At 44.0% G+C, this 20980-nt stretch carries 38 protein-coding genes; 16 read left to right on the top strand and 22 right to left on the bottom strand.

Annotated features, from left to right (window positions below; genetic code table 11):
• Positions 1–111 precede the first annotated feature (111 nt).
• Positions 112–627 carry a CheB methylesterase domain-containing protein gene (locus QUB52_RS11010; protein WP_332973172.1) on the bottom strand — a complete coding sequence of 172 codons (516 nt, stop codon included), beginning with the start codon at positions 625–627 and terminating at the stop codon, positions 112–114.
• Positions 628–1011: 384 nt separating this feature from the next.
• A complete protein-coding gene (locus QUB52_RS11005) occupies positions 1012–2388 on the bottom strand; it encodes an NACHT domain-containing protein (protein WP_332973174.1) in 1377 nt (458 codons plus the stop codon).
• A gap of 540 nt (positions 2389–2928) precedes the next feature.
• Between QUB52_RS11005 and QUB52_RS11000 the strand changes: the two genes are divergently transcribed.
• Both QUB52_RS11000 and QUB52_RS10995 read left to right on the top strand, forming a co-directional pair.
• Positions 2929–3162: a hypothetical protein gene (locus tag QUB52_RS11000; protein ID WP_332970539.1), complete on the top strand. Its 234-nt coding sequence runs from the start codon at positions 2929–2931 to the stop codon at positions 3160–3162.
• A gap of 274 nt (positions 3163–3436) precedes the next feature.
• Positions 3437–4258 (top strand): YqaE/Pmp3 family membrane protein, encoded by an 822-nt coding sequence (locus tag QUB52_RS10995; RefSeq protein WP_332970540.1) that lies wholly within the window; start codon positions 3437–3439, stop codon positions 4256–4258.
• A gap of 67 nt (positions 4259–4325) precedes the next feature.
• Here the strand turns inward: QUB52_RS10995 and QUB52_RS10990 are convergent, their stop codons facing one another.
• From QUB52_RS10990 to QUB52_RS10970, 5 genes are all read right to left on the bottom strand, one after another.
• Positions 4326–4769 (bottom strand): type II toxin-antitoxin system VapC family toxin, encoded by a 444-nt coding sequence (locus QUB52_RS10990; protein ID WP_265236865.1) that lies wholly within the window; start codon positions 4767–4769, stop codon positions 4326–4328.
• Positions 4757–4972 (bottom strand): hypothetical protein, encoded by a 216-nt coding sequence (locus QUB52_RS10985; protein ID WP_332970542.1) that lies wholly within the window; start codon positions 4970–4972, stop codon positions 4757–4759. The genes QUB52_RS10990 and QUB52_RS10985 overlap by 13 nt, the downstream gene beginning before the upstream one ends.
• A gap of 136 nt (positions 4973–5108) precedes the next feature.
• Positions 5109–5459: a type II toxin-antitoxin system PemK/MazF family toxin gene (locus QUB52_RS10980; RefSeq protein ID WP_332970543.1), complete on the bottom strand. Its 351-nt coding sequence runs from the start codon at positions 5457–5459 to the stop codon at positions 5109–5111.
• Positions 5456–5710, bottom strand: coding sequence for a hypothetical protein (locus tag QUB52_RS10975; RefSeq protein ID WP_332970544.1), 255 nt, complete (start codon positions 5708–5710; stop codon positions 5456–5458). The genes QUB52_RS10980 and QUB52_RS10975 overlap by 4 nt, the downstream gene beginning before the upstream one ends.
• Before the next feature lie 51 nt (positions 5711–5761).
• Positions 5762–5893 carry a hypothetical protein gene (locus tag QUB52_RS10970; RefSeq protein ID WP_332970545.1) on the bottom strand — a complete coding sequence of 44 codons (132 nt, stop codon included), beginning with the start codon at positions 5891–5893 and terminating at the stop codon, positions 5762–5764.
• A gap of 39 nt (positions 5894–5932) precedes the next feature.
• Here QUB52_RS10970 and QUB52_RS10965 point away from each other — a divergent pair, with 39 nt between their 5' ends.
• Positions 5933–6508 carry a Uma2 family endonuclease gene (locus QUB52_RS10965; RefSeq protein WP_265236859.1) on the top strand — a complete coding sequence of 192 codons (576 nt, stop codon included), beginning with the start codon at positions 5933–5935 and terminating at the stop codon, positions 6506–6508.
• A gap of 33 nt (positions 6509–6541) precedes the next feature.
• Here QUB52_RS10965 and QUB52_RS10960 read toward each other — a convergent pair whose 3' ends face one another.
• From QUB52_RS10960 to QUB52_RS10945, 4 genes are all read right to left on the bottom strand, one after another.
• A complete protein-coding gene (locus QUB52_RS10960; protein WP_332973177.1) occupies positions 6542–6838 on the bottom strand; it encodes a type II toxin-antitoxin system RelE family toxin in 297 nt (98 codons plus the stop codon).
• Entirely contained in the window at positions 6813–7043 is a 231-nt protein-coding gene (locus QUB52_RS10955) for a hypothetical protein (RefSeq protein ID WP_332973178.1), read from the bottom strand. Before QUB52_RS10955 ends, QUB52_RS10960 begins: the two co-directional genes overlap by 26 nt.
• Positions 7044–7174: 131 nt before the next feature.
• Positions 7175–7435 (bottom strand): type II toxin-antitoxin system RelE family toxin, encoded by a 261-nt coding sequence (locus QUB52_RS10950; RefSeq protein WP_332973180.1) that lies wholly within the window; start codon positions 7433–7435, stop codon positions 7175–7177.
• A complete protein-coding gene (locus QUB52_RS10945; protein WP_332970548.1) occupies positions 7435–7650 on the bottom strand; it encodes a hypothetical protein in 216 nt (71 codons plus the stop codon). Before QUB52_RS10945 ends, QUB52_RS10950 begins: the two co-directional genes overlap by 1 nt.
• Positions 7651–7787: 137 nt before the next feature.
• Between QUB52_RS10945 and QUB52_RS10940 the strand changes: the two genes are divergently transcribed.
• Positions 7788–8051, top strand: a complete 264-nt coding sequence (locus QUB52_RS10940; protein WP_265236848.1) for a BrnT family toxin — start codon at positions 7788–7790, stop codon at positions 8049–8051.
• Positions 8048–8305, top strand: a complete 258-nt coding sequence (locus QUB52_RS10935) for a BrnA antitoxin family protein (protein ID WP_265236846.1) — start codon at positions 8048–8050, stop codon at positions 8303–8305. The genes QUB52_RS10940 and QUB52_RS10935 overlap by 4 nt, the downstream gene beginning before the upstream one ends.
• A gap of 74 nt (positions 8306–8379) precedes the next feature.
• Here QUB52_RS10935 and QUB52_RS10930 read toward each other — a convergent pair whose 3' ends face one another.
• The 4 genes from QUB52_RS10930 to QUB52_RS10915 all read right to left on the bottom strand — a co-directional run bounded on the left by QUB52_RS10930 (position 8380) and on the right by QUB52_RS10915 (position 9564).
• Positions 8380–8601 (bottom strand): hypothetical protein, encoded by a 222-nt coding sequence (locus QUB52_RS10930; protein ID WP_265236844.1) that lies wholly within the window; start codon positions 8599–8601, stop codon positions 8380–8382.
• 94 nt (positions 8602–8695) lie between these two features.
• Positions 8696–9076, bottom strand: coding sequence for a type II toxin-antitoxin system VapC family toxin (locus tag QUB52_RS10925; RefSeq protein ID WP_265236842.1), 381 nt, complete (start codon positions 9074–9076; stop codon positions 8696–8698).
• Positions 9073–9336 carry a hypothetical protein gene (locus QUB52_RS10920; protein WP_332970550.1) on the bottom strand — a complete coding sequence of 88 codons (264 nt, stop codon included), beginning with the start codon at positions 9334–9336 and terminating at the stop codon, positions 9073–9075. The genes QUB52_RS10925 and QUB52_RS10920 overlap by 4 nt, the downstream gene beginning before the upstream one ends.
• A 63-nt stretch (positions 9337–9399) precedes the next feature.
• Entirely contained in the window at positions 9400–9564 is a 165-nt protein-coding gene (locus QUB52_RS10915) for a hypothetical protein (RefSeq protein ID WP_265236838.1), read from the bottom strand.
• A gap of 111 nt (positions 9565–9675) precedes the next feature.
• Between QUB52_RS10915 and QUB52_RS10910 the strand changes: the two genes are divergently transcribed.
• The 3 genes from QUB52_RS10910 (at position 9676) to QUB52_RS10900 (ending at position 11911) form a co-directional block, all read left to right on the top strand.
• On the top strand, positions 9676–10275 hold the full coding sequence (locus QUB52_RS10910; RefSeq protein WP_265236836.1) for a sulfite oxidase-like oxidoreductase: 600 nt from the start codon (positions 9676–9678) through the stop codon (positions 10273–10275).
• 628 nt (positions 10276–10903) lie between these two features.
• A complete protein-coding gene (locus QUB52_RS10905) occupies positions 10904–11605 on the top strand; it encodes a PEP-CTERM sorting domain-containing protein (RefSeq protein ID WP_265236834.1) in 702 nt (233 codons plus the stop codon).
• Between the two features lie 33 nt (positions 11606–11638).
• Entirely contained in the window at positions 11639–11911 is a 273-nt protein-coding gene (locus QUB52_RS10900; protein WP_265236832.1) for a hypothetical protein, read from the top strand.
• Here QUB52_RS10900 and QUB52_RS10895 read toward each other — a convergent pair.
• Positions 11898–12065 carry a hypothetical protein gene (locus tag QUB52_RS10895; protein WP_265236830.1) on the bottom strand — a complete coding sequence of 56 codons (168 nt, stop codon included), beginning with the start codon at positions 12063–12065 and terminating at the stop codon, positions 11898–11900. The two genes, QUB52_RS10900 and QUB52_RS10895, sit on opposite strands and share 14 nt — an antisense overlap.
• Positions 12066–12261: 196 nt before the next feature.
• Here QUB52_RS10895 and QUB52_RS10890 point away from each other — a divergent pair, with 196 nt between their 5' ends.
• On the top strand, positions 12262–12864 hold the full coding sequence (locus QUB52_RS10890; protein WP_332970553.1) for a DedA family protein: 603 nt from the start codon (positions 12262–12264) through the stop codon (positions 12862–12864).
• A gap of 109 nt (positions 12865–12973) precedes the next feature.
• Here QUB52_RS10890 and QUB52_RS10885 read toward each other — a convergent pair whose 3' ends face one another.
• The gene (locus tag QUB52_RS10885; protein ID WP_332973182.1) at positions 12974–13273 is read right to left on the bottom strand and encodes a hypothetical protein; all 300 of its coding nucleotides are present in this window, start codon (positions 13271–13273) and stop codon (positions 12974–12976) included.
• Here QUB52_RS10885 and ahcY point away from each other — a divergent pair.
• A complete protein-coding gene (ahcY, locus tag QUB52_RS10880; protein ID WP_332973183.1) occupies positions 13272–14549 on the top strand; it encodes an adenosylhomocysteinase in 1278 nt (425 codons plus the stop codon). The genes QUB52_RS10885 and ahcY overlap by 2 nt on opposite strands.
• A 24-nt stretch (positions 14550–14573) precedes the next feature.
• Here the strand turns inward: ahcY and QUB52_RS10875 are convergent, their stop codons facing one another.
• Complete coding sequence (locus QUB52_RS10875) at positions 14574–14735, bottom strand: hypothetical protein (protein WP_332973185.1); 162 nt, start codon at positions 14733–14735, stop codon at positions 14574–14576.
• A 13-nt stretch (positions 14736–14748) separates the two neighbouring features.
• Here QUB52_RS10875 and QUB52_RS10870 point away from each other — a divergent pair, with 13 nt between their 5' ends.
• Positions 14749–15363, top strand: a complete 615-nt coding sequence (locus QUB52_RS10870) for a DedA family protein (RefSeq protein WP_332973187.1) — start codon at positions 14749–14751, stop codon at positions 15361–15363.
• Between the two features lie 34 nt (positions 15364–15397).
• Here the strand turns inward: QUB52_RS10870 and QUB52_RS10865 are convergent, their stop codons facing one another.
• A complete protein-coding gene (locus QUB52_RS10865; RefSeq protein WP_332976175.1) occupies positions 15398–15712 on the bottom strand; it encodes a hypothetical protein in 315 nt (104 codons plus the stop codon).
• 21 nt (positions 15713–15733) lie between these two features.
• Between QUB52_RS10865 and QUB52_RS10860 the strand changes: the two genes are divergently transcribed.
• Positions 15734–17158, top strand: coding sequence for an NADP-dependent isocitrate dehydrogenase (locus QUB52_RS10860; protein WP_265236815.1), 1425 nt, complete (start codon positions 15734–15736; stop codon positions 17156–17158).
• Between the two features lie 135 nt (positions 17159–17293).
• On the opposite strand, the gene QUB52_RS10855 is transcribed toward QUB52_RS10860, so the two are convergent.
• Positions 17294–17908 (bottom strand): glutathione S-transferase N-terminal domain-containing protein, encoded by a 615-nt coding sequence (locus tag QUB52_RS10855; protein WP_265236814.1) that lies wholly within the window; start codon positions 17906–17908, stop codon positions 17294–17296.
• 165 nt (positions 17909–18073) lie between these two features.
• Here QUB52_RS10855 and QUB52_RS10850 point away from each other — a divergent pair, with 165 nt between their 5' ends.
• The 4 genes from QUB52_RS10850 to QUB52_RS10835 all read left to right on the top strand — a co-directional run bounded on the left by QUB52_RS10850 (position 18074) and on the right by QUB52_RS10835 (position 20518).
• The gene (locus QUB52_RS10850) at positions 18074–18460 is read left to right on the top strand and encodes a DUF2358 domain-containing protein (RefSeq protein WP_332973189.1); all 387 of its coding nucleotides are present in this window, start codon (positions 18074–18076) and stop codon (positions 18458–18460) included.
• A gap of 274 nt (positions 18461–18734) precedes the next feature.
• Positions 18735–19916: an RtcB family protein gene (locus tag QUB52_RS10845; RefSeq protein ID WP_332973190.1), complete on the top strand. Its 1182-nt coding sequence runs from the start codon at positions 18735–18737 to the stop codon at positions 19914–19916.
• 111 nt (positions 19917–20027) lie between these two features.
• Complete coding sequence (locus QUB52_RS10840; protein ID WP_332973191.1) at positions 20028–20243, top strand: hypothetical protein; 216 nt, start codon at positions 20028–20030, stop codon at positions 20241–20243.
• 5 nt (positions 20244–20248) lie between these two features.
• The gene (locus QUB52_RS10835) at positions 20249–20518 is read left to right on the top strand and encodes a type II toxin-antitoxin system RelE family toxin (RefSeq protein WP_265236806.1); all 270 of its coding nucleotides are present in this window, start codon (positions 20249–20251) and stop codon (positions 20516–20518) included.
• Positions 20519–20536: 18 nt separating this feature from the next.
• Here QUB52_RS10835 and QUB52_RS10830 read toward each other — a convergent pair whose 3' ends face one another.
• Positions 20537–20746 carry a hypothetical protein gene (locus tag QUB52_RS10830; protein ID WP_332973192.1) on the bottom strand — a complete coding sequence of 70 codons (210 nt, stop codon included), beginning with the start codon at positions 20744–20746 and terminating at the stop codon, positions 20537–20539.
• Positions 20747–20792: 46 nt separating this feature from the next.
• Positions 20793–20954, bottom strand: a complete 162-nt coding sequence (locus QUB52_RS29250; RefSeq protein WP_442923370.1) for an NACHT C-terminal alpha/beta 1 domain-containing protein — start codon at positions 20952–20954, stop codon at positions 20793–20795.
• Between the last annotated feature and the right edge of the window lie 26 nt (positions 20955–20980).

The following is a 20980-nucleotide window of genomic DNA, read 5'->3' as shown; positions in this document are numbered from 1 at the left end:
GGGCATCGGGCATCGGGCATCGGGCATCGGGCATTCATTGCTGGTTGTTTGTTATCAGTTATTGGTAGAACAATAACAAATAACAAATAACAAATAACTCATAACTCATAACTACTGACTACTGACTCGATCGATAATTTCGGCTGCTATGTCTTGTAAGGATACCACTCGATCGGCAAAACCAGAATTAACCACACTTCCCGGCATCCCCCAGACAACGCTGCTAGCCTCATCTTGAACAATAATCTTACCCCCAGCCTCCCGAATATTTTGACAACCGCGCAGCCCGTCTTGCCCCATTCCAGTCAACACCACACCCAAAACCCCAGCACCATAAATCTTAGCAGTCGATCGAAACAGCACATCAACGGCAGGGCGACAAGAATTTTCCCGCGCCTCTTGATGCGTGCAAATTCGCACTCCAAAACCCTGTTTTTCCAGTACCAGATGGTAATCTCCCGGCGCAATCCAAACAACTCCCGGTTCCAGAATACCTCCCGTCACAGCTTCCTCCACTCTAATCTTGCACTTTTCGGTCAGGCGATCGGTCAAACGCTTCGTAAAAACTGGCGGCATAAGCTGCACAATTACGATTGGTAAAGAGAAGTTAGCCAGCAAATCCTGCAAAATACAGCGTATTCCAGATTTATGAGGTACAGTAGCAGCACTTTCTCAAAAAGTTTTTGAAGTGTTTTATATTGACAAAATCAATGGAACCTTCGCCAGCCATGCCAATCAAAAAAAAATGATTTGAACCCATACAAATCAGAGTAATCGAGTACACAATTGAAAGTTTAAACAACCAAATAGCAGAAATTAGATATCGTTTGATTAAAAGTTTATTGGATAGTCAACAATTGCCAGCCAACTTACTAGCTGCCGAATATCATCAACGGTAAGTAAACCGTATTGGGCTATAAACTAGAAATACAAAAGATTTCAAACTTAAGTTTACACCAATGGGCAATGCCGTTTCCCTACGAAGCTCGCGTTTATCAACCTAATTTGATATCAATTAGAAAGATACCGACTTTGCACGTAGTGTCTCAACACGGGATTCAAACTAAACAAAGTTATATTTTCCTCTTCAATTGCATCCAATAAAAACCGACTTCTGAGCGATCGCACTGCATTGACTAACTCAGACGACGACAACGGTATTTTGTTAAAAAAATAGGACACAGCAACAGGTTCAGCTTGACTAGCAAAGTGAGTCACCACTGCCAATTCCGGCGGAGTCAAGCGCTGAAATTGTTGAGATAACTGAGATTGCAACCCTTCATCTAAAATCGGCATCTCGCACTGCAAAAACTGGGCAACGCTACCGCCAAATAATTCTCGAATCAGGGTTGCAGTCAACTCCAACCACAGGGGATTGCCTTGATAAATATCAATCAATGTTTCCCATGTTTCCTCATCGGATAACTTTTCTGACTGCAAAATATCTTTAGCAGCTATTCCTAAACTTCCCAATTCAAAGGAGCGAACGGGATGATATGCTTTTTCTAATCGGACAAATTCTCTAGGTTTTTCGGAACTATTCAACAGCAAACAACTCTGATGACAAACTTCGGCAATAAGTTTAAAAAATAACTGATAATTTTCACAGTCAGATTTGTATTCTCCTGGGGGTTGTCCGCTACAAAAAAGCATTTGCACGTCATCGAGGACAATCAGACAGCGATTGTTGCGTAGGTGGTTGAGGAGTTGGGAAATTTTGGTGTCTGTGTTTTGGGGAGTTTCTGTTGGTTGGGGAAAGATTTGCAGCAGGTTGGTGAGGGTTGCTTCTAGGGTTGGGGAAAAGCGGAGGCTGCGATAGATGATGTAATCGAAGCCGGTTTTGATTTGGTTGATGAGGCCGAGGGAGAGGGTTGTTTTGCCGATGCCGCTGATTCCGAGGAGTGCGATGAGGCGAGTGCGTTGCTGTGTTATCCAGTTTTCGAGGGTGGAGAGTTCGGGAGTGCGATCGAAGAAGGTGAATATTTCGGGTGCGTCGCCTAAGTCGATCTGGGGTTGAGTTGGGGTTTGTGGAGGGTTTTTGGGAGGTGTTGGACTTCTCGCTTTTTCTTGACAAATGTTGACGTTATTAATCCCTACAAAACTTTTGCCAATAGCTGATGAGACATGATAAGAGTTACCTTTTTTCAAGATATAACGAATATTTGCTTTACTAACATTCTCGTCCAAAACATCCGAAAGTATTTTCCATAATTCGCAAGCGACATCCCTGATATGACCCTCGCTCAAATGGGATTTTTCTCCAATTTCGGAATATTTCTGATCTTCTATCGCGCCCCGGAGTATAGCTTCTTGCAAATATTCTAAGTGTTTCCCTGTTTTAGAGAAAACTAGCTCGTCAGCGAGTTTCAGGATTGCTTCAACGTCCATAAGTTACGGATTAGCTTTAGTTTCTAGTATTTTACCCGATCTTTCCGACATTTTCCGATCTTGTCGGCTCAGTAAAGTCCCGATCTTTCCGACTTGACTGACTGACTCAAAAGTTAGAAACTTAAAATTATTGATTAATTCCCGCACTTTTGAAAACTCAATAAGGATTAAAATGGGTAGTAATACAGCAGCGAATAAGCGTTTTGATGACGCAATGAAGGCTTGTGGGATTAGCGATGACAATGATAGGGATCGGAATATCCGAACCCATTTCCATCGTCACCTAGAAAATCACTTTAGTGATACAAAAGACGAAATGGAATACAGAGAACTTTTGAAAGAAGCTAAAACCTTTATTCGGGAGAACTACCCACATGGGTAATATTTAATTATGCGTATTGTGCATTGACTAAGTGTAATGCACCAGCCGAATAGTAAGAATGGGAAGAGGGTGCAAGGGGCGATCGTTATTACGATTGCCGAATAAAAGCCAGTGTCTAAGGATAAAGGATTTGTACATTCACTAATATTAAGCGAAAAATGGGAAAACAAGCAGAAGCACTCATAGAAAAGTTTGGTGGCGACTACACTTATGATCAGTTGCGCCAAATCAAGAAAGATTTTGGACTGTCCAAAATTCAATATGAATATCCAGGCGATGTTAAAGGTAATACTTTTACACAGCTAGAGGAACTTGCTAAAGACGGTGATGCAGAAGCAAAGAAAGCAATTAAGCTTCTCTTGCAAACCAAAAGACTCAATGAAAAATCCTGATGAAGCTTGGCGTAAAGCGAATTTCTACGCAACTACGCTTTAGAACATGAAGGATTGATTGATAAAAGTTGCGATCGCCAACATTTACAGGAAAAGTTAAAGGTTAGGCGATCGCTCTTGAGAATCTACCATGCGCTAGCGCAAAGGATGGGAGAGGGTGCAGGGGGCGATCGCTTCATTCAATCTACATAAAAAATCGTCAAAAAGCGACTTCAATACATAGTTTATTGATTTTTATATTAGTTAATGAGAGTTTAACAAGGAATAAAGCACTATGTATAATGAATTTGGTACTGACTATCCAGCAGCACAAGAGCGTCATAGGGAAATGGCAAGCCAAGCTAATGATTTGCGATATCAAGCATTAGATAATTTCGGTAATAATAATCACTGGGAAGGGCTAAAAAATTGTGAAGAATATTTGGAAGTAATAAGATTACTCCCACAAATATCAGTTGAAAGCTACTGTAACATCGCTTGTGAAATGTACAGTGGAGATTTAGTAATATATACAGCTTCTATTTTCCAAATACTCCATTTAGGCTATATTAACTGTGCTGAAAGAAGAGTGTTAGAATCTTTGATTTGTCTTCAAAAACTCAATTATATTATTACTAGGTATAAGCTGGTGAAGCCAGAAAAAGCTAAAAAATGGTTGGAATATAAACTGCTACTAGAAGAGATTAGAACGATGTATTTTACACTAGAAGATTATTTAAAACAGACTGTACCAGAATATCAAAAAAATAATTTCTTAGATGAGAATTGGGAAATAAATGAAGAAATTGTATTAGCCAAATTTCCAAATGTAGATCGTAAAAATCTTAGTTATTTGAAAAATTACCATCCGTTATTATTCCAAAAAAAGCTAAGCGATTACATTGTAGTTAATGACAGGAGTCTGACTGATAATACGCCAGGCCCCGTTCCAGTGCTGCACGTAGTCGCTGCGATTTTGTTTCCCCCGCTAGGCGTATTTTTGACGGTTGGGCTTGGCATTCATTTTTGGATAAATCTGGTGCTCACACTCGTTTTTACCTGGATTCCCGGCATGATCCACGCTGTTTGGCTGGTTTATAATCACGATCGAAGTTAAGCAGTCGGGAAGCGCGATCGCCCTTATTTTCCCAAAGCGCGCCCTTTTCTACTCCAACAATCATCCCTCAACTTCTCAAATTCTCCAACACTAACACTTGTAACCCCGGCAAAAATGGCAATCGCGCGTCATTTGTCAAGAAAAACGAAGCACCCTCATGGATCGCTGTAGCCATTTGAATAGCGTCTGGCGATCGCAAATTGTAAGTAGCTCGAAGTTGTGCCGCTATTTCAGCAATATCTGGAGTCACTTCAACAACAGTCAAACTTTCTTGATTAAGCAGGACTTCACGATATTCTTGAGCCAGGATTGTGTTTCTCTGTCGCAGCGGATAGACTAGAACTTCTACGAGTGTTACTGTTGATGTCACTATTCTAAACTCACCGCGATCGAAGGCTCTAAAGAAAAACCTCATCATTTCCAAATAGGTAGGATTTTGCTCAATGAAGTAAATCAGCGGCGCAGTATCCAATCCAACAACTTGTCCTTGTAGCTGAGCTATCCATTCCATGAATCTCGTTCCTGATTCACATATTCTTGAGCATCAATCCCATTCCAAATTTCTTTACCCAAACCTTCCAATTCTAAAATACTGCGCTTGGGTGATAGAATCACCCGTTGACGAATATGTGCAAACAATTCAGAGATGAGTCGCAGTTGCTCATCTGGTGCAAGTTTTAGAACCTGAGTTAGTACCGTGCTGTAAGTAGACATAGACTCTGCATTAAGATTTTTTGGCTGATTGTTATTATAGCAATTGAGGAGCTAGGGAAGCGCGATCGCCCTTTTCTTCCCAAAGTACGCCCTTTTCTTCCCAAAGTGCGATCGGCCCTCTCTTCCCAAAGTGCAATTAAACTTGACCAGGCAAATCCAACGCAATTAATAGAGCTTGATTCAGCAGAAGTATTGCTTCATCACTAAGCATTCCTCGTAAACCCAATAAACGAGGTTTAGATAATACCCGTACTTGATCTGCCATAGCGATAGAATCGTTGGTTAATCCGCCGTCGGGAGCTTTAATTAATACCTGAGTGGGATAAACTCGTTTACCAGTTTGATAAGTAGTGCAGGGAATAGCCAAAACTACAGGGCTATATGTATTGATTGTAGCTCGACTAACGATGATAACAGGACGACTTCCTCCTTGTTCAGAACCCTCAACAGGTTCAAGTCGAGCATCATAGACTTCTCCCCGGTTCATACAGGAGATTCTCTCAATTGCAACGCTTCCCAACTCGCTACCGCAAACTCAGCCTCCATCTGTAGCACTTGAGCTTGATACTCTGGATCTTGTGCCATTTCAATCAGTGCTGCATCAATTTCCGATCGTTTACCCTGAGTTTGGGTTCTTACCCGATCGCGCATCAATGCTGACAATACTTCTAAAAGCTGCTGTTGCTCGTCAGGAGTGAGACTTTGAGCCTGACTCAGTACCTCGCTATAAGTAGACATAGGCTTTATGTTGAGATTTTTTGGCTAATTGTTATTATAGCAATTTAGGATCTAGGGAAGTGCGATCGCCCTTATCTTCCCAAAGTACGTCCTTTTCTTCCCAAAGCGCGATCGCCCCAAACCGCTCGCTCTATTTTGATTAGATAGAACATCGCCCTCAAGACTTACTTGATATGCTACCATCCTTAATAAAGGTCGTTTAGCCCGCTATAAAATACCGCTATGAGTACCCTCACCCTCAACCTCAACCCTATCGTTAAGCTGACAGACGAACAGTTTTTTCAACTTTGTCAGGAAAATGAGAATATTAGACTGGAACGAACAGCGAAAGGAGAATTAATTATCATGTCACCAGCAGGAGGAGAGACTAGCAACAGCAATGCAGGATTAACTGCACAGGTTTGGATTTGGAACGAGCAAAATAAACTGGGTAAAGTGTTTGATTCATCGGGTGGTTTTAAACTTCCTAATGGTGCAAATAGAGCGCCTGACGCTGCATGGGTAACATTAGAACGCTGGAATGCTCTTACTTCCGAACAAAAAAAGAAATTTCCCCCCATTTGTCCTGATTTTGTAGTCGAGTTAATGTCTCCGAGCGATAGCTTGAAAGAAACTCAGGATAAGATGAAAGAGTACCGAGACAATGGTGCGCGTTTGGGTTGGTTAATTAACCGCAAGTCTCGACAAGTTGAAATTTATCGTCAGGGCGCAGAAGTTGAAGTGCTGTCGTCGCCTGCTACTTTATCAGGTGAAGATGTTCTTCCCGGATTTGTGCTGAGTCTTGAGTCGATTTGGTAAAGTGCGATCGCCCTTATCTTCCCAAAGTGCCCCCTAATACACTTCACGACGATGAGCGATAATAGTCACAACCACCCGCTTTTGCTCCTCATGAATGTCATAAACAACCCGATAATCTCCAACGCGATAGCGATAATATCCAGCTAATTTGCCTTTGAGTTGCTTAATATTTGGATGACTGCGAGGGTCAGTTTTCAACATTTCAAAACATCGATCTAGCTTGCGTTGTAAAGAAGCTGATGCTTCTTCAAAAAACTCCTGAGCATCAAAGCTAAGAACCACTGAATAAAAATTCAGATTTTCATCAGTATTTTCGTTTGAGTTGCTCAACGGTCGTCACCTTACCTGCTGCTACATCCTTTTGGGTTTTATTAAATGCTTCTAGAAAACCGGGAATTTTCAATAATTCCACCGTAGCTTCATTGCTTTCACGTTCTGCTAAATAAGCTAAAAAATCAGCCACAACGAGCAGCCGTTCAGGAGATAAGCTATCTATCGATTGCTTAAGATTCTGGCGAAGTTCTTGAGTTTTCATAGTTCATAGCTATTGAAAATTATTAGAGCTACTTGCCTGATTATACCAGATAGTCTGAAATTTCGCTCGTGCGATCGCCCTTATCTTCCCAAAGTACGCCCATTTCTTCCCAAAGCGCGATCGCCCTTAACTTAATCATAAATTTCTCTCCGGTGTCCAATCTGGTGAATACTAATAACCCTTAACTCCTCATTAAAAGTATAAATTACGCGATAATCACCCACTCTTAACTTAAAGAAACCTGCCAGATTAGCGGACAAATGCATAGGAGTAATTTGTTCAAAATTTTCAGCCAACCAATTGATTTTATTACCTATACGTTCCCGCACCGCCGGAGTCAATCTTTCTTGGTTAACCTGAGCTTCTGCTGTCAAATCAACCGAATAGCTCATTACGATTTCATGCCAAGTTTTTGATAAACTTCCCCAGGTTCGATGCTACTTTCTCCGGCTTGTTTTACCTTGATTGAATCCAACAATTTCAGCTTGACTTCTTCCTTAACTTCTAAACCAGAATCAGGATCGCCAAAATATTCTTCTAAACACTGTTCAACGGTATGCCGAATTAAGTCCCGCAGTTGCTCAACTGTCATGTCTTTGACTTGCATCTTAATCTCCTAGTATCTGGGAGTTTTAATAAATTATACCGGGCTTGAGTGAATCTTGCTCAGGCGATCGCCCTTTTCTTCCCAAAGCGCGATCTGGTTATGCTATATTATAAGTAGATACGTTTTGTATATACACTATGCAGTTTGAATGGGATGAAAATAAAAACGCCCAAAATCTCAAAAAACATGGCATTAGCTTTGAAGAAGCTCAAGAAATCTTTGACGGAATCGTTTTTAATGCCATTGATGAGCGTTTCGACTACGGAGAAATCCGAGAAATCAGTATTGGTGCCATACAAGGTGTCGTTATCGTCACTGTAGCGCATACTGAAAGAAATGGAGTGTATCCGCATCATCTCTGCAAGAAAAGCCACTCATCAAGAAAAAAATACCTACTATGACTATCTCGCCCAAACGACTTGAAGAATTAGAAAATATTCCAGAATCTGCGATCGATACCTCTGATATTCCTGAGTTAGATGCGAGTTTTTGGGAACAAGCTAAACTGGTAAAACCCCTCACAAAACAAGCTATTTCTTTAAGAGTTGATAGCGATGTATTAGATTGGTTTAAAAGTCAAGGAAAAGGTTATCAATCTCTAATGAATGCCGTGCTGCGCTCTTATGTGGAACATCACGTAAAAAGCAGTCAATAAATATGCGATCGCCCTTTTTTTCCCAAAGTGCGATCGCCCTTATTTATACACATCACCGCGAGAACCAATCTGAGTCACAACTTAAGTTCTTTTGAGGATATGCCCCGATCGCGCCCCGCGAAATAATCTGCCAATGCTGCTTGACTTTCCGCTATTTCTTGGACTGAAACCACCTCATCATCGCCTTCAACTTCAACCTCCTGATGAATGATCTTTCTCAATTCCTCTAATAATCGGAGTTGGTCAGACAGGGCGAGGCGTTGAACTTGAGTTAGTACCTCATTATAAGTCGGCATAGACTTTTTACTGGTATTTTTTAGCTCTAACTCTAATATATACTGATTTTGGCTGGAAGTGCGATGGTTTTTTCTTCCCAAAGTGCGATCGACCTTAACTGCCTAATTCAGCCTCAAACGGGTTAATCAGCGTCAGTTCAGCAATCCATTGAAAATCCTCTATATTTCGCGTCACTAAAGTCAAACCGTACAGCAAAGCGGTTGCTGCAATAATAGCATCGCCAAGTGTCATCCTCCTCATTTGTCGCAGTGTGACAGCGCGATCGAGTACAGCTTGGGAAATAGGTAAAACCTCAACCACCCCAAAAAATTCCTCAAAGTGTAGGCGAGACTCTTCAGTTAGTCTGTGGTAGCCAAGCACTTCAACATAACTAACTGCGGATACTGTTATTTCGATCTCGCTAATAAACTGCCGAATCTGGGCGTGTTCCGGTTGAGAAGCGTAGATAATAATGTTACTATCAAGTAGCATCATTCATCCCTACCAGGAAGCGGACGATCTTGACGCATCTCTCGCTGCCATGCAACCGGATTTGTGACTTCTTCAAAAGCCTGACTCGCCGCCAGCTTTTCCAAGATTTCAACTATTTTTTGACGGCGACATTCTGCACTTATACTAGACTTTTCCTCTAACAAAGTCACGTAAACTTTCAGCGGGCGATCGCTCTGTTGCGGAGCATCGTTCGTCCACTCTAAAAACTTTCCTTTCAGTAGAGCCTCAAATGTGCGTAGCATAATCAATACCAGATTCTCTCTGACTTTTATATCATAGCTCTCAGACGGAATTTTTCGCAAAACTCAGTCTATCGAGTGCGATCGCACTTCTGTTATCCTGCACGATTTACTAAATGCTGCTTTCCTTACCCCAAAGGCGATCGCAAATTCCACTCGCGGCAGCAATTTTTCAATAATTCGCAAATGTTCCTCAGCATTATTTTGGCGACGAAAACGCGCAACAGTCAAGCATTGCAAGTTCGGTAAAAAGCGGTAAATTACCCACGGGTAAAATTGTTGTTTGTAGTTCTCCCTAAGTTATACTGAGGATTGCAGTCATTTACTGTAGAGCTTGAATAAATGCAGGGCAAATTTTTTCGCAAGCCAGAATCAGACAATAGCGATCGCGTCCCCCCCGGTCAATACCTCGCCAACGGCTTTCCCGTTCTGACTTATGGCGATACACCCTCCGTCAGCATTGAGACTTGGGAATTTAAAGTCTGGGGATTGGCAAAACCAAAAACCTTCACTTGGTCAGACTTCCAGGCCATGCCCCAAACTAACTTTACTGCGGATTTTCACTGCGTCACCCACTGGTCAAAACTCGACGTGCAGTGGACGGGAGTCAAAGTCACGGATTTTATGAACTATGTAGAAGTCGATCCCAAAGCCCTGCACATCGTTGAACACTGCTACGGCGACTACACTACTAATATTGCGATCGCCGACTTCCTCCGATCAGAAAACTTTTTCGCCCACACCGTCTTCGGCGAACCGCTATCCCCCGACCACGGCGGCCCGATGCGACTGGTAGTTCCGCACCTGTACGCCTGGAAAAGCGCCAAATGGATTAACGGCCTGGAGTTTACAGAAACCGAACAACTCGGTTTTTGGGAACGCAACGGCTACCACCGGAGGGGCGAACCTTGGGCTGAGGAACGCTACAGCGGTCTTTTTTGATGCGATAGACGATCGATCGCGATTAGGGCTTGCCAAGAGTTTCTGTAATATGGTGATTTCTGATGACAATCTGCTGTTTGGCAATTTTGAAAGCAGAAAGCCACTATCGATCGCATCTTTGGGATCTGTCACGGCCCGGGTTCTCTGTAGTTCAACGGCAAGACCTAAACCCAAAGATCGCAGTTTGTACGTAATTTAACGGAGCGATCGACTAATTTAACTCCCACAGGCAAGTCCCCAAAAACAAATCTTCCCAGTTTTTGGTTAATATAAAATTTTTATAACTGTCAGATTTCGCGGAACTGACAGTGTTTATACGTAAGTGTTTGCTGTGAAAAATTTAGACTTGGAATAAAATCAAAAATTAGGATCAACCAGACCCAAATCAGTTGGGCAGGTTCCTGCTCCAATGACCGCAAAATCAAGCTTTATAGCCACAATCTTGATAATTATTTTCTGTTTGTTTTTAGGGAGCAATCGCCCGCTTGCCGATGCGATCGACAGCATTTATAAAGGATTTGTAAAGGCTTAATAAAGAGTCTGTCAAAATCCACATCAAATGAAAAAACACAAATAAAGTATCAGATAATTAAATTATTAAAAGACCTTCGCACAAAAGAAAAAAATTATGAACGCCAAACTCTTATCCGCCCTAACCGCTACCGCAGCCGCCACCGCTTTATTAGGTGTCTCCGCTCCAGCCCAAGCCTTCTCCTTTGGTACCAACGGTATCACCTTCACCCAAAATACAGATGTCAGGTTTAACTTCAAAGAGTCTCACGGTGCCTACACTTCCTCTTTGGGAATTTACAGCGTGAAGGACTCGGCGACATCTCTAGTTAGCACACTGTTTTCGGAAACTAAATCCTCAGACAACCAGTGGGAAAACGAATGGAAAGGATCTCTGGGCAATACAGTCTTGGGCTCAGGCTCGGCAGTCTTCACATTCCTGGCAAATCAAGTTTATACTTTGGGACTCAACAGCGGCGGCAACGGCACTGTCTACTCGACCTCGGCCCTCAACACTGGCTTCGGCGGCAGCCAGCAAGCCGTGTTTGGTGGGGCTTCGTCACTGTGGAGCGCACTAGGCAAAGAAACAACGAACGTCTTCCAAGCGGCCGGAAGTTACACAGACGGAACAGCTTCTCTGTCTAACGAAGGCACGCTAATCTCTTTTGACGATCGCGGTAACCGTAACGACGCAGACTTCCAAGACTTCACCGTGAGCGCAGAAGCAGTTCCCGAACCGATTACAATGACTGGTTTGGCTCTCGGTTTGGGCGGATTGGTTGCAGCACGCCGCCGCCGCGCTAGCAAGACGGCTTCCTAATTTTTTCAATCAGAACGATCGGCTAAATTACGTTTGACAAAAAAGAATAGGATTTGCAGGCGCGCTGATGGGAAATCGGCTCGCCTTTTGCTTGATTTAAGAAGGAAGAAGGAAGAAGGAAGAAGGAAGAGGGAAGAAGGAAGAGGGAAGAAAGAGGATTTTTCGCATCTCCCACTCTCCTCATCTCCCACTCTCCCACTCTCCCACTCTCCCACTCTTTCTATCTCCCACTCTTTCTATCTCCCACTCTTTCTATCTCCCACTCTCCCCATCTCCCCCTCTCGCAGCTTAACTATGCGTCGCTAGCTGAATTAGATGCAGACTTGTTCGATGAGTGGAAGTCGTATAAATTCACCGGTACGGGTTGAGGAATTTTAATCTCCGCCCGATCGCACTCCGCTTGAATCCCCACCGCCGCCCTAGTTTTTGTCCGGCGCACCGGTGCTTCGAGGGGCTGCAATAGCGGATAACTATATCGAAAGAATCCATTATCTACCGTTTATATAATGTCCGATCGATTGACCGATCGCGCGTCAGGTTCGCCCGTCTTGGAGTCCGCTCTCACGCGGAGGACTTGCATGGGGCGCGCGCGATCGGTTTTTGTTAGGATAATCGAGCGGACATGATATTAGTTAATTTCCCGGAAAAGTAAAAAAATGAATTTTGATTTGCAGCAACTGATTAAAACCTTCGGTTATTTGGGAATTTGGGCTATTGTGTTCGCGGAATCGGGATTGCTGTTCGGTTTTTTTCTGCCGGGAGACAGCTTGCTGTTTGCTGCTGGAATTGTAGCATCTGGGCCCAACTCTCTGAATATTGGGACGCTAATTTTTGGGTGTTTTGTCTGCGCGGTGGCTGGCGATAATGTTGGCTATGCAACCGGACACCGTTGGGGCCGTCGCTTATTTAACAAGGAAGATTCGTGGCTGTTTAAGAAAGAATATTTAGAAAAAACCGAAAACTTCTACGAAAAACACGGTCAAAAAGCAGTTGTATTGGCGAGATTTATGCCAATTGTCCGCACTTTTGCGCCGATAGTGGCGGGAGTGGCGGCAATGAAATACAAAACTTTTATGTTTTACAACCTGATCGGCGGCTTTCTATGGACGGTGGGGCTAACGCTGCTGGGTTATTATCTGGGAAAGATGATTCCTCCCGATCAAGTTGATAAATATTTACTGCCGATTGTTGGCGTAATAATTGTACTTTCTTTTGTGCCTTCGATTATTCATATAATTCAAGAACGCCGCCCTAAATAGAAGGAAGAAGGAAGAAGGAAGAAGGAAGAAGGAAGAAGGAAGAAGGAAGAAGGGAGAAGGAAGAAGACATACACAGCAAGCTTGATCGCGATCCGTATTTGACGTTTAGTTAGGTGGATTTACTTAATAAAAAAGATTCAGTCCGCCCGAAAGTAAGGTTTGAGACCAAAGTTGAAGATTCCAGATTCATCTGTGGAGTTAATCTAAAATCTAAAATCTCAAATCGACTGACTCTGGCTGTGTGGGTTACTCCCCGGTGCTGATATCGCAAATTGGTCGATCGCACACAATCAAAATTTAAGATTAGCACCGCCTTTTCGCGATCGACTAAAATCGCAGCACTTGCCCGCAGATAGGTAAATCTGCTAAAACTAACAAGGCTTGATAATTTCTGGGAAATAACATACATGGTAGCTACATCCGTCAAGATTAAACACGAAGTAAAAGACTTGTCCCTCGCCCCGTTGGGAAAGCAACGCATCGAGTGGGCCGGCCGCGAAATGCCAGTATTGCGCCAAATTCAAGAACGCTTCGCTAAAGAAAAGCCCTTCGCAGGCATCCGTATTTCAGCTTGCTGCCACGTAACCACAGAAACAGCCCATTTGGCGATCGCCCTGAAAATGGGCGGTGCAGACGCTGTACTCATCGCTAGCAACCCCTTGAGCACCCAAGATGACGTAGCAGCTTGCTTAGTTGAAGACTACGGCATTTCCGTCTTCGCCCTCAGAGGAGAAGACGCAGCTACCTACGAACGGCACGTTAACACAGCCCTCGACCACCGCCCCAACATCATCATCGACGACGGCAGCGACGTAGTAGCAGCCCTGATCCAGCACCGCCCGAACCAAATTTCCGACTTGATCGGAACCACCGAAGAAACCACCACGGGCATCGTGCGCCTGCGGGCAATGTTGAAAGACGGCGTGCTGACTTTCCCTGCAATGAACGTCAACGACGCTGACACTAAGCACTTTTTTGACAACCGCTACGGCACCGGTCAATCTACCCTAGATGGCATTATCCGCGCTACCAATATTTTGTTAGCCGGCAAAAATATTGTGGTTGCAGGTTACGGTTGGTGCGGCAAAGGCACGGCACAACGGGCTCGCGGCATGGGCGCTAACGTAATTGTCACCGAAATCGATCCGATTCGGGCGATCGAAGCAGTGATGGACGGTTTCCGCGTCATGCCAATGGACGAAGCCGCAAAAGTAGGCGATATCTTCATCACCGTTACCGGCAACAAACACGTCATTCGTGCCGAACATTTCGACACCATGAAAGACGGCGCAATGGTTTGCAATTCCGGTCACTTTGACATTGAAATCGACCTCAAATCCCTCGGCGCAAAAAGCACCGGCGTAAAAACAGTTCGCTCTTTCACTCAAGAATACCGTCTCAATAATGGCAAGTCGATTATTGTCTTGGGCGAAGGCCGTTTGATCAACTTGGCAGCAGCCGAAGGACACCCCAGCGCTGTCATGGATATGAGCTTCGCCAACCAAGCCTTAGCCGCCGAACACCTTGTCACCAACAAAGGCAAACTAGAGCCAGGTATTCACTCAATCCCTGTGGAAGTTGACAGAGAAATCGCGCGTCTCAAATTGGAAGCAATGGGTATTTTCATTGATACCTTGACTGCCGATCAAATTGAGTACACCAACTCCTGGACTTCGGGAACTTAATCATAGCTTCTCGTCTATTCATTCCTATGCTCTGCCTAGGAATGAATAGACCGAGGCTCTGCCTCCCTGGTTCGCAGTCGAGGCAGAGCCTCTATATATGCGTTTCCAGGCAGAGCCTAGGAACGAGCATTCCTTCCTTCTTCCTTCTTCCTTCTTCCTTCTTCCTTCTGCTGTACCTATTACCAATTATTAAATCAAAATGGTTGAATGGATAACTAACACAATGGAGTCGATGGGCTATCTGGGAATAGGCCTATTGATGTTTTTAGAAAACCTTTTCCCGCCCATACCCTCAGAATTGATTATGCCGCTGGCAGGATTCACAGTGTCGCAAGACAGAATGGATTTTTCACTGGCGATCGCAGCAGGTACGATAGGCACTGTTTTAGGAGCACTGCCCTGGTACTATGCAGGTAAATTATTGAGCGAAGAACGCTTGAGTAATTTAGCAGACAAATACGGCAAGTGGATCGCAGTATCCGGTGCCGACATTGACAAAGCAAATAGATGGTTTAACAGACACGGCAACAAAGCCGTATTTTTGTGTCGCCTAGTACCGGGAGTTCGTACCCTGATTTCCCTACCGGCTGGCATCAACAATATGTCTTTAATCCCATTTTTGCTTTATTCAACAGCCGGCACAATTTTGTGGGTAAGCTTCCTGACTTTTGCCGGATATAAATTGGGTGCAAATTACGACCTTGTAGATGAATATCTGGCCCCGGTTTCTAAAATAGTTGCTGTGACTATTGTCATCGGCTTTATTTTGTGGGTTGTCAAGAAAAATATGCAGAAGGAAAAATATCGCAAATAAAGATATCCTCAAAATTATCTGCGTTTATCTGTGTTCATCTGCTGTCATCTGCGGTTAAAAAACAATCATCATTGTGACTTGCTTCAACGATGTCCCGAACAGTAGCGCTGAAAGATAGATGGGCATACTTGAGAGAAACTTCTGCTATCTTTGCTACTTTTTTTAAATTTAGTTTTAAATTTAGTTTTAAATTTGCGATCGCCAGATTAGCACAGTGACCGGCAGCCGATCGCTTCTTCCCTCTTCCTTCTTCCTTCTTCCTTCTTCCTTCTTCCTTCTTCCCTCTTCCTTCTTCCTTCTTCCCTCTTCCTTCTTCCTTCTGGTATAATCGTGGCAAAATAGGGAACATTGGTATCCGCACTATTAAGATATGTACGAAAAGATTGTAGCCCCGACCACTGGTTCTAAAATTACCTTCAAAGACGGTTTGCCGATCGTCCCCAACGACCCAATTATCCCCTTCATACGCGGCGACGGTACGGGCGTAGACTTGTGGCCAGCATCGCAGAAAGTCATGGATGCCGCAGTAGAACAGGCTTACGGCGGCCAGCGAAAAATTAACTGGTTCAAGATTTATGTAGGTGACGAAGCCTGCGATGTCTACGGTACTTACCAATATTTGCCCCAAGATTCCCTAGACGCCATCAAAGAGTACGGAGTCGCCATCAAAGGGCCTCTGACAACCCCAATCGGTGGCGGAATTCGATCGCTCAACGTAGCATTGCGGCAAATCTTTGACCTCTACGCCTGCGTGCGGCCCTGCAAATATTACGATGGAACCCCATCATTGCACAAAACTCCCGAACTGCTAGACGTAATTATTTACCGGGAAAATACAGAAGATATTTACCTGGGAATTGAATGGAAGGAAGGCAGCGAAATCGGCCTCAAACTAATTGAATATCTCAATAATGAGTTAATTCCGGCCACACCAGAACACGGCAAAAAACAAATTCGCCTCGATTCAGGAATCGGAATTAAACCAATTAGCAAAAGCGGTTCTCAACGCTTAGTGCGGCGGGCAATGACCCACGCTTTGCGGTTGCCGAAAGAAAAGCAGCAAGTAACATTGGTGCACAAAGGCAACATCATGAAATACACCGAAGGAGCCTTCCGAGATTGGGGTTACGAGTTAGCAACCACCGAATATCGCACTGAGTGTGTGACAGAAAGAGAGTCTTGGATTCTCAGCAACAAAGAACGCAATCCCGACATTAGCTTAGAAGACAATGCCCGCCAAATAGATCCGGGCTACGATGCTTTGACTCCCGAAAAACAAGCCGTAATTTGTAAAGAAGTTGCCGATGTTCTGTCGGCAATTTGGGAAAGTCACGGCAGCGGGCAATGGAAGGAAAAAATCATGGTCAATGACCGCATTGCTGACAGTATTTTCCAACAAATTCAAACTCGACCGGGCGAATATTCGATTTTGGCGACGATGAATTTGAACGGCGATTATTTGTCCGATGCTGCTGCTGCCATTGTCGGCGGATTGGGCATGGGCCCCGGCGCGAATATTGGTGATGAATGTGCTGTTTTTGAGGCAACTCACGGCACTGCACCGAAACACGCTGGTTTGGATAAAGTCAATCCCGGTTCCCTGATTTTGTCGGGGGTAATGATGTTAGAATATATGGGATGGCAGGAAGCCGCTGATTTAATTAAAAAAGGTTTGGGCGCGGCCATTTCTAACGGTGAAGTTACCTACGATTTGGCAAGGTTGATGGAGCCGCCGGTGCCTGAGTTGAAGTGTTCTGAGTTTGCGGAGGCGATTATTCAGCACTTTGCTGATTAGGTTTTAAAGATTTTTTGAACGGGCTAGAAGCCCGTTCCACAAAGAGTGAATTTTATGGTTGGGTGGGTTCGCGTGCCCGCCCAAAAGCATAAAATTACTTGTGGGGTGGGCTCGCGTGCCCGCCACAAAAAAGTCCTATTTTTGTATAGATGGAACAGCCATGCCGCGCTCAACGGCGGGACGCTTCTGCAAGGTTTCTACCCAACGTTTGAGGTGCGGGTGGTTGTCGAGAGTTAATCCTTGAAATTCGTAAATAGCTACCCAGGGATAAGTCGCCATATCGGCGATTGAATATTCGCCGCAGATGTATTCGTGTTTTGCTAGTTGAGTGTCTAATACTCCGTAGATCCGCAAGGTTTCTTTTTCGTAGCGTTGAATTGCATAGGGAATTTGTTCGGGTGCATAGCGTTTGAAGTGGTTGAGTTGACCGAACATGGGCCCGACGCTGGCCATTTGAAACATCAGCCACTCCATAACTTGAAAGTATTTTTCTTTGTCGGTGGGTAGAAATTTGCCGCTTTTTTCTGCTAGATAGATCAGGATGGCGCCGGACTCGAAGACAGTGATGCCGTTATCCCGATCGACTATTGCGGGTATTTTACTGTTGGGGTTGATGGCGATGAATTCTGGGCTAAATTGGTCGTTTTTGCTGATGTCTATGACGTGCACGTTGTAGGGTAAACCTATTTCTTCGAGCATGATCGAGACTTTGCGGCCGTTGGGTGTGGTAAAAGTGTAGAGGTCGATCATAGTTGTGCTGTTGAGAGTTGAGAGTTGACAGTTGAGGACAAGGTTTTTAAGACGGGAATTTATACCCTGTTCTAAAAACTTGGGGAATCCTGGGAGGCCCGGATGGGAAACCCTATTTTTTGGTATGATTATATTATAGTAATTTAAGGCCTATAATTAATAATAATGAATATTCTGGAAATTCTCAAAGATGACTACCGCAGATTTCCTGAAAATCAGAGTTACAACATTTACGCAAAAGATGTTTATTTTGAAGACCCAGTGAATCGATTTACTGGAGTCGAGCGCTACCGAAAAATGATCGGGTTTATGGGGACTTTTTTTCAACAGATTAAACTCGATTTGCACGATATTTCTCAGTCTGGAGATACTATCGAAACTCGCTGGACTCTGAGTTGGATTGCGCCGCTACCTTGGAAACCCAAAATGGCGATCGCCGGTAGGAGCGAACTGAAGGTTAACAGCGAGGGTTTAATCGTTTCGCACATCGATTACTGGAACTGTTCGCGGTTGGATGTGCTCAAACAAGTGGTATTTGCGATCGACACATAACCGCCTTTAAGTAGTTTGTAGTGCGCTGTCGGTTGAGCTTGTAGAGTGCGCCGCGCCAGCACCTTAGCGATTACGGCTGATATTTCATGACTGAAGTCCGAACGATCGAACTTTCCGACTCTCAGCAACCGGGTTTCTTAACCCAGATTCAAGGTTTGAACTAAGTTTTTTGGTGAAAAATGCCGTTTCTGGCGATCGGGCTATTGACGTTAGCCGATACTTGTGTTACAAATATACTACATACACGGATAGAGCCAAATAAATTTAAACAAAAATGCCCTACGAAAAATTAGAAATATCAACCCCAAAACCAGTATTATCCTGGGCAAATCACGCTTTGGGTGACAAAGAAACCAAGATGGCCGCCAATGTAGCATCTTTGCCATTTGTATTCAAACACGTCGCCCTAATGCCCGACGTACACTTAGGAAAAGGAGCTTTAGTCGGTTCAGTAATTGCCACAAAAGAAGCAATTATTCCTGCTGCTGTGGGCGTGGACATTGGTTGCGGGATAATGGCTGTAAAAATGCCATTTAATGCCAACAAATTAGAAGGAAAACTCAAACAAATTCGCCTCGAAATCGAAGCAGCAATTCCCGTCGGATTTGCTGAAAACAAAGAGGTCGAAAAAACTGTCACCAACTGGCAAGGATGGCGAAATTTCAAGGAACTGCATCAAGGAGTGCAGCACCAAGATAATAAAGCTTTAAAACAGTTAGGTTCCCTCGGCGGCGGCAATCATTTTATTGAGGTTTGCGTTGACACGGAAAACTCGGTTTGGCTGATGCTGCACTCTGGTTCTCGCGGTATCGGTAATCTGCTAGCCCAACAACACATCGAGACTGCAAAAGATTTAGCTAAACTGGCAGAAATTAGTTTGGCTGACAAAGATTTAGCTTATTTTGTGGCAGGTACGCCGGAGTTTGCGGCTTATTGGCACGATTTGCAGTGGGCGCAGGATTATGCGAGTTTTAACCGCGATATTATGATGAATCGGTTTAAGAAAATTGTGGAAAAGCATCTCGCTGGTGGCAAAGTTACTAAGCCGCTATTACAGGTGAATTGTCACCACAATTATGCGAAAAAAGAGGTGCACTTTGGTGAGGATGTGTATGTTACTCGCAAGGGTGCTGTGCGCGCGCAAGTTGAGGATTACGGCATTATTCCGGGTTCGATGGGGGCGAAGTCTTTTATTGTTAAAGGCAAGGGAAATGTTGAAAGTTACTGTAGTTGCAGTCACGGCGCGGGGCGGTTGATGTCTCGCACTAAAGCGAAGAGTGTATTCACTCTCGATGATTTTGTGCGGCAAACTGAGGGGGTGGAATGTCGGAAAGATGCGGAGTTTTTAGATGAAATTCCGGGGGCTTATAAGTCTATTGAGGAGGTGATGAGTCAGCAGTCGGATTTGGTGGAGGTTGTGGCGACTTTGAAGCAGGTGGTTTGCGTTAAGGGTTGATGGGGAGAGTTTGGCGATCGCCCGTTAGCGAAGCCCTCGCAGAGGATTTAATTTCGGATGATACACTCAGAGGCAAGAGTCGATATAAATTCAGGTTTGAGGAAAATAGGCATGATAAATATTGAATATCTTACCAACAAAGACGGCGAGGCGATCGGAGTAGTGATTCCGATTGATTTATGGCGACAACTGTTACCTACTGGAGAAGCTTCTGAGGAAAATTTGGCTGAAGCGGTAGAAGATTATTGCCTGAACAAAGCGATGAATGAAGCTGTGAATACAACATTGCTAAATAGAGCGGAAGCATTAGCTTATCTTGAGGAGTAATTATCTTGGAAGTTCAATACCGTGAGGCTTTTCTAAAAGACCTGAAGCAATTGAAGAGTTCGACATCATACCAACGCATCTACGAACTTGCCTTTACAACTCTAGAAGCCATGAACACTTTGGAGGAGATTCCTAATATTAAAGCCATGCGAGGTTACAATGGTCGCTATCGCATCCGCATCGGCGATTACCGTATGGGAATAGAGGTCAACGGAGATGTCATAGAGGTGATGCGCGTTCTACATCGCCGGGAATTTTATCGTTATTTTCCGTAAATATTTGCAATTCAACATTCATTCCTTTCGTCCTAGAATCTTGAAAATTGCTGCGCGGCTGACTGGCTCGGTATTTTCACCTTCTTGGATTGCTTTTTCTAAGGCAATATCTTCAATGATTTGTGCTAATAAATCGTAAACAATTTCTTTTCTTTCTTGGCTCAGTTCAACAATTGCACTTTTCAGCAGTTGTTTCAGTTTGATATCGTCTATGGTAATGTCAGACATAAAGCCTCCAGATTGGGAGTTTAGTTTAATCCTAACATACTCTCTATTATTCTATCATCTCGCTAATCCACGTCACAATCTCTGCAATTAAGTTCGGTTGACTGGGTGAAAAAGTTTGTAGCGGAATATCCTCTGTTTCGCATACTATGCAAATCGCGCGATCGCATTTGCTTAAAGTTTTTAGTAATGAAGCGCTGGAGAATGACAGAATACTACTGATTCTGCTGTGGAGTT

The organism is Microcoleus sp. A6-C6 (assembly GCF_036705955.1).
Lineage (GTDB): Bacteria > Cyanobacteriota > Cyanobacteriia > Cyanobacteriales > Microcoleaceae > Microcoleus.
This window is presented reverse-complemented; position numbering and strand designations above follow the sequence as displayed.

Coding starts and splice junctions, on each gene's coding strand:
- QUB52_RS10950 (WP_332973180.1), bottom strand. CDS start 7,435: ATGAGCTATTCGGTTGATTTGACAGCAGAAGCTCAGGTTAACCAAGAA.
- QUB52_RS10945 (WP_332970548.1), bottom strand. CDS start 7,650: ATGCAAGTCAAAGACATGACAGTTGAGCAACTGCGGGACTTAATTCGG.
- QUB52_RS10955 (WP_332973178.1), bottom strand. CDS start 7,043: ATGAAAACTCAAGAACTTCGCCAGAATCTTAAGCAATCGATAGATAGC.
- QUB52_RS10990 (WP_265236865.1), bottom strand. CDS start 4,769: ATGGAATGGATAGCTCAGCTACAAGGACAAGTTGTTGGATTGGATACT.
- QUB52_RS10855 (WP_265236814.1), bottom strand. CDS start 17,908: ATGATCGACCTCTACACTTTTACCACACCCAACGGCCGCAAAGTCTCG.
- QUB52_RS10890 (WP_332970553.1), top strand. CDS start 12,262: ATGAATTTTGATTTGCAGCAACTGATTAAAACCTTCGGTTATTTGGGA.
- QUB52_RS10975 (WP_332970544.1), bottom strand. CDS start 5,710: ATGTCTACTTATAGCGAGGTACTGAGTCAGGCTCAAAGTCTCACTCCT.
- QUB52_RS10845 (WP_332973190.1), top strand. CDS start 18,735: ATGCCCTACGAAAAATTAGAAATATCAACCCCAAAACCAGTATTATCC.
- QUB52_RS10940 (WP_265236848.1), top strand. CDS start 7,788: ATGCAGTTTGAATGGGATGAAAATAAAAACGCCCAAAATCTCAAAAAA.
- QUB52_RS10910 (WP_265236836.1), top strand. CDS start 9,676: ATGCAGGGCAAATTTTTTCGCAAGCCAGAATCAGACAATAGCGATCGC.
- QUB52_RS10870 (WP_332973187.1), top strand. CDS start 14,749: ATGGTTGAATGGATAACTAACACAATGGAGTCGATGGGCTATCTGGGA.
- QUB52_RS10905 (WP_265236834.1), top strand. CDS start 10,904: ATGAACGCCAAACTCTTATCCGCCCTAACCGCTACCGCAGCCGCCACC.
- QUB52_RS10865 (WP_332976175.1), bottom strand. CDS start 15,712: ATGTTCCCTATTTTGCCACGATTATACCAGAAGGAAGAAGGAAGAGGG.
- QUB52_RS10920 (WP_332970550.1), bottom strand. CDS start 9,336: ATGCTACGCACATTTGAGGCTCTACTGAAAGGAAAGTTTTTAGAGTGG.
- QUB52_RS10995 (WP_332970540.1), top strand. CDS start 3,437: ATGTATAATGAATTTGGTACTGACTATCCAGCAGCACAAGAGCGTCAT.
- QUB52_RS10885 (WP_332973182.1), bottom strand. CDS start 13,273: ATGTATGTTATTTCCCAGAAATTATCAAGCCTTGTTAGTTTTAGCAGA.
- QUB52_RS11005 (WP_332973174.1), bottom strand. CDS start 2,388: ATGGACGTTGAAGCAATCCTGAAACTCGCTGACGAGCTAGTTTTCTCT.
- QUB52_RS10840 (WP_332973191.1), top strand. CDS start 20,028: ATGATAAATATTGAATATCTTACCAACAAAGACGGCGAGGCGATCGGA.
- QUB52_RS10965 (WP_265236859.1), top strand. CDS start 5,933: ATGAGTACCCTCACCCTCAACCTCAACCCTATCGTTAAGCTGACAGAC.
- QUB52_RS10830 (WP_332973192.1), bottom strand. CDS start 20,746: ATGTCTGACATTACCATAGACGATATCAAACTGAAACAACTGCTGAAA.
- QUB52_RS11000 (WP_332970539.1), top strand. CDS start 2,929: ATGGGAAAACAAGCAGAAGCACTCATAGAAAAGTTTGGTGGCGACTAC.
- QUB52_RS10985 (WP_332970542.1), bottom strand. CDS start 4,972: ATGTCTACTTACAGCACGGTACTAACTCAGGTTCTAAAACTTGCACCA.
- QUB52_RS10850 (WP_332973189.1), top strand. CDS start 18,074: ATGAATATTCTGGAAATTCTCAAAGATGACTACCGCAGATTTCCTGAA.
- QUB52_RS10925 (WP_265236842.1), bottom strand. CDS start 9,076: ATGATGCTACTTGATAGTAACATTATTATCTACGCTTCTCAACCGGAA.
- QUB52_RS10935 (WP_265236846.1), top strand. CDS start 8,048: ATGACTATCTCGCCCAAACGACTTGAAGAATTAGAAAATATTCCAGAA.
- QUB52_RS10980 (WP_332970543.1), bottom strand. CDS start 5,459: ATGAACCGGGGAGAAGTCTATGATGCTCGACTTGAACCTGTTGAGGGT.
- QUB52_RS10860 (WP_265236815.1), top strand. CDS start 15,734: ATGTACGAAAAGATTGTAGCCCCGACCACTGGTTCTAAAATTACCTTC.
- ahcY (WP_332973183.1), top strand. CDS start 13,272: ATGGTAGCTACATCCGTCAAGATTAAACACGAAGTAAAAGACTTGTCC.
- QUB52_RS10970 (WP_332970545.1), bottom strand. CDS start 5,893: ATGGTAGCATATCAAGTAAGTCTTGAGGGCGATGTTCTATCTAATCAA.
- QUB52_RS10930 (WP_265236844.1), bottom strand. CDS start 8,601: ATGCCGACTTATAATGAGGTACTAACTCAAGTTCAACGCCTCGCCCTG.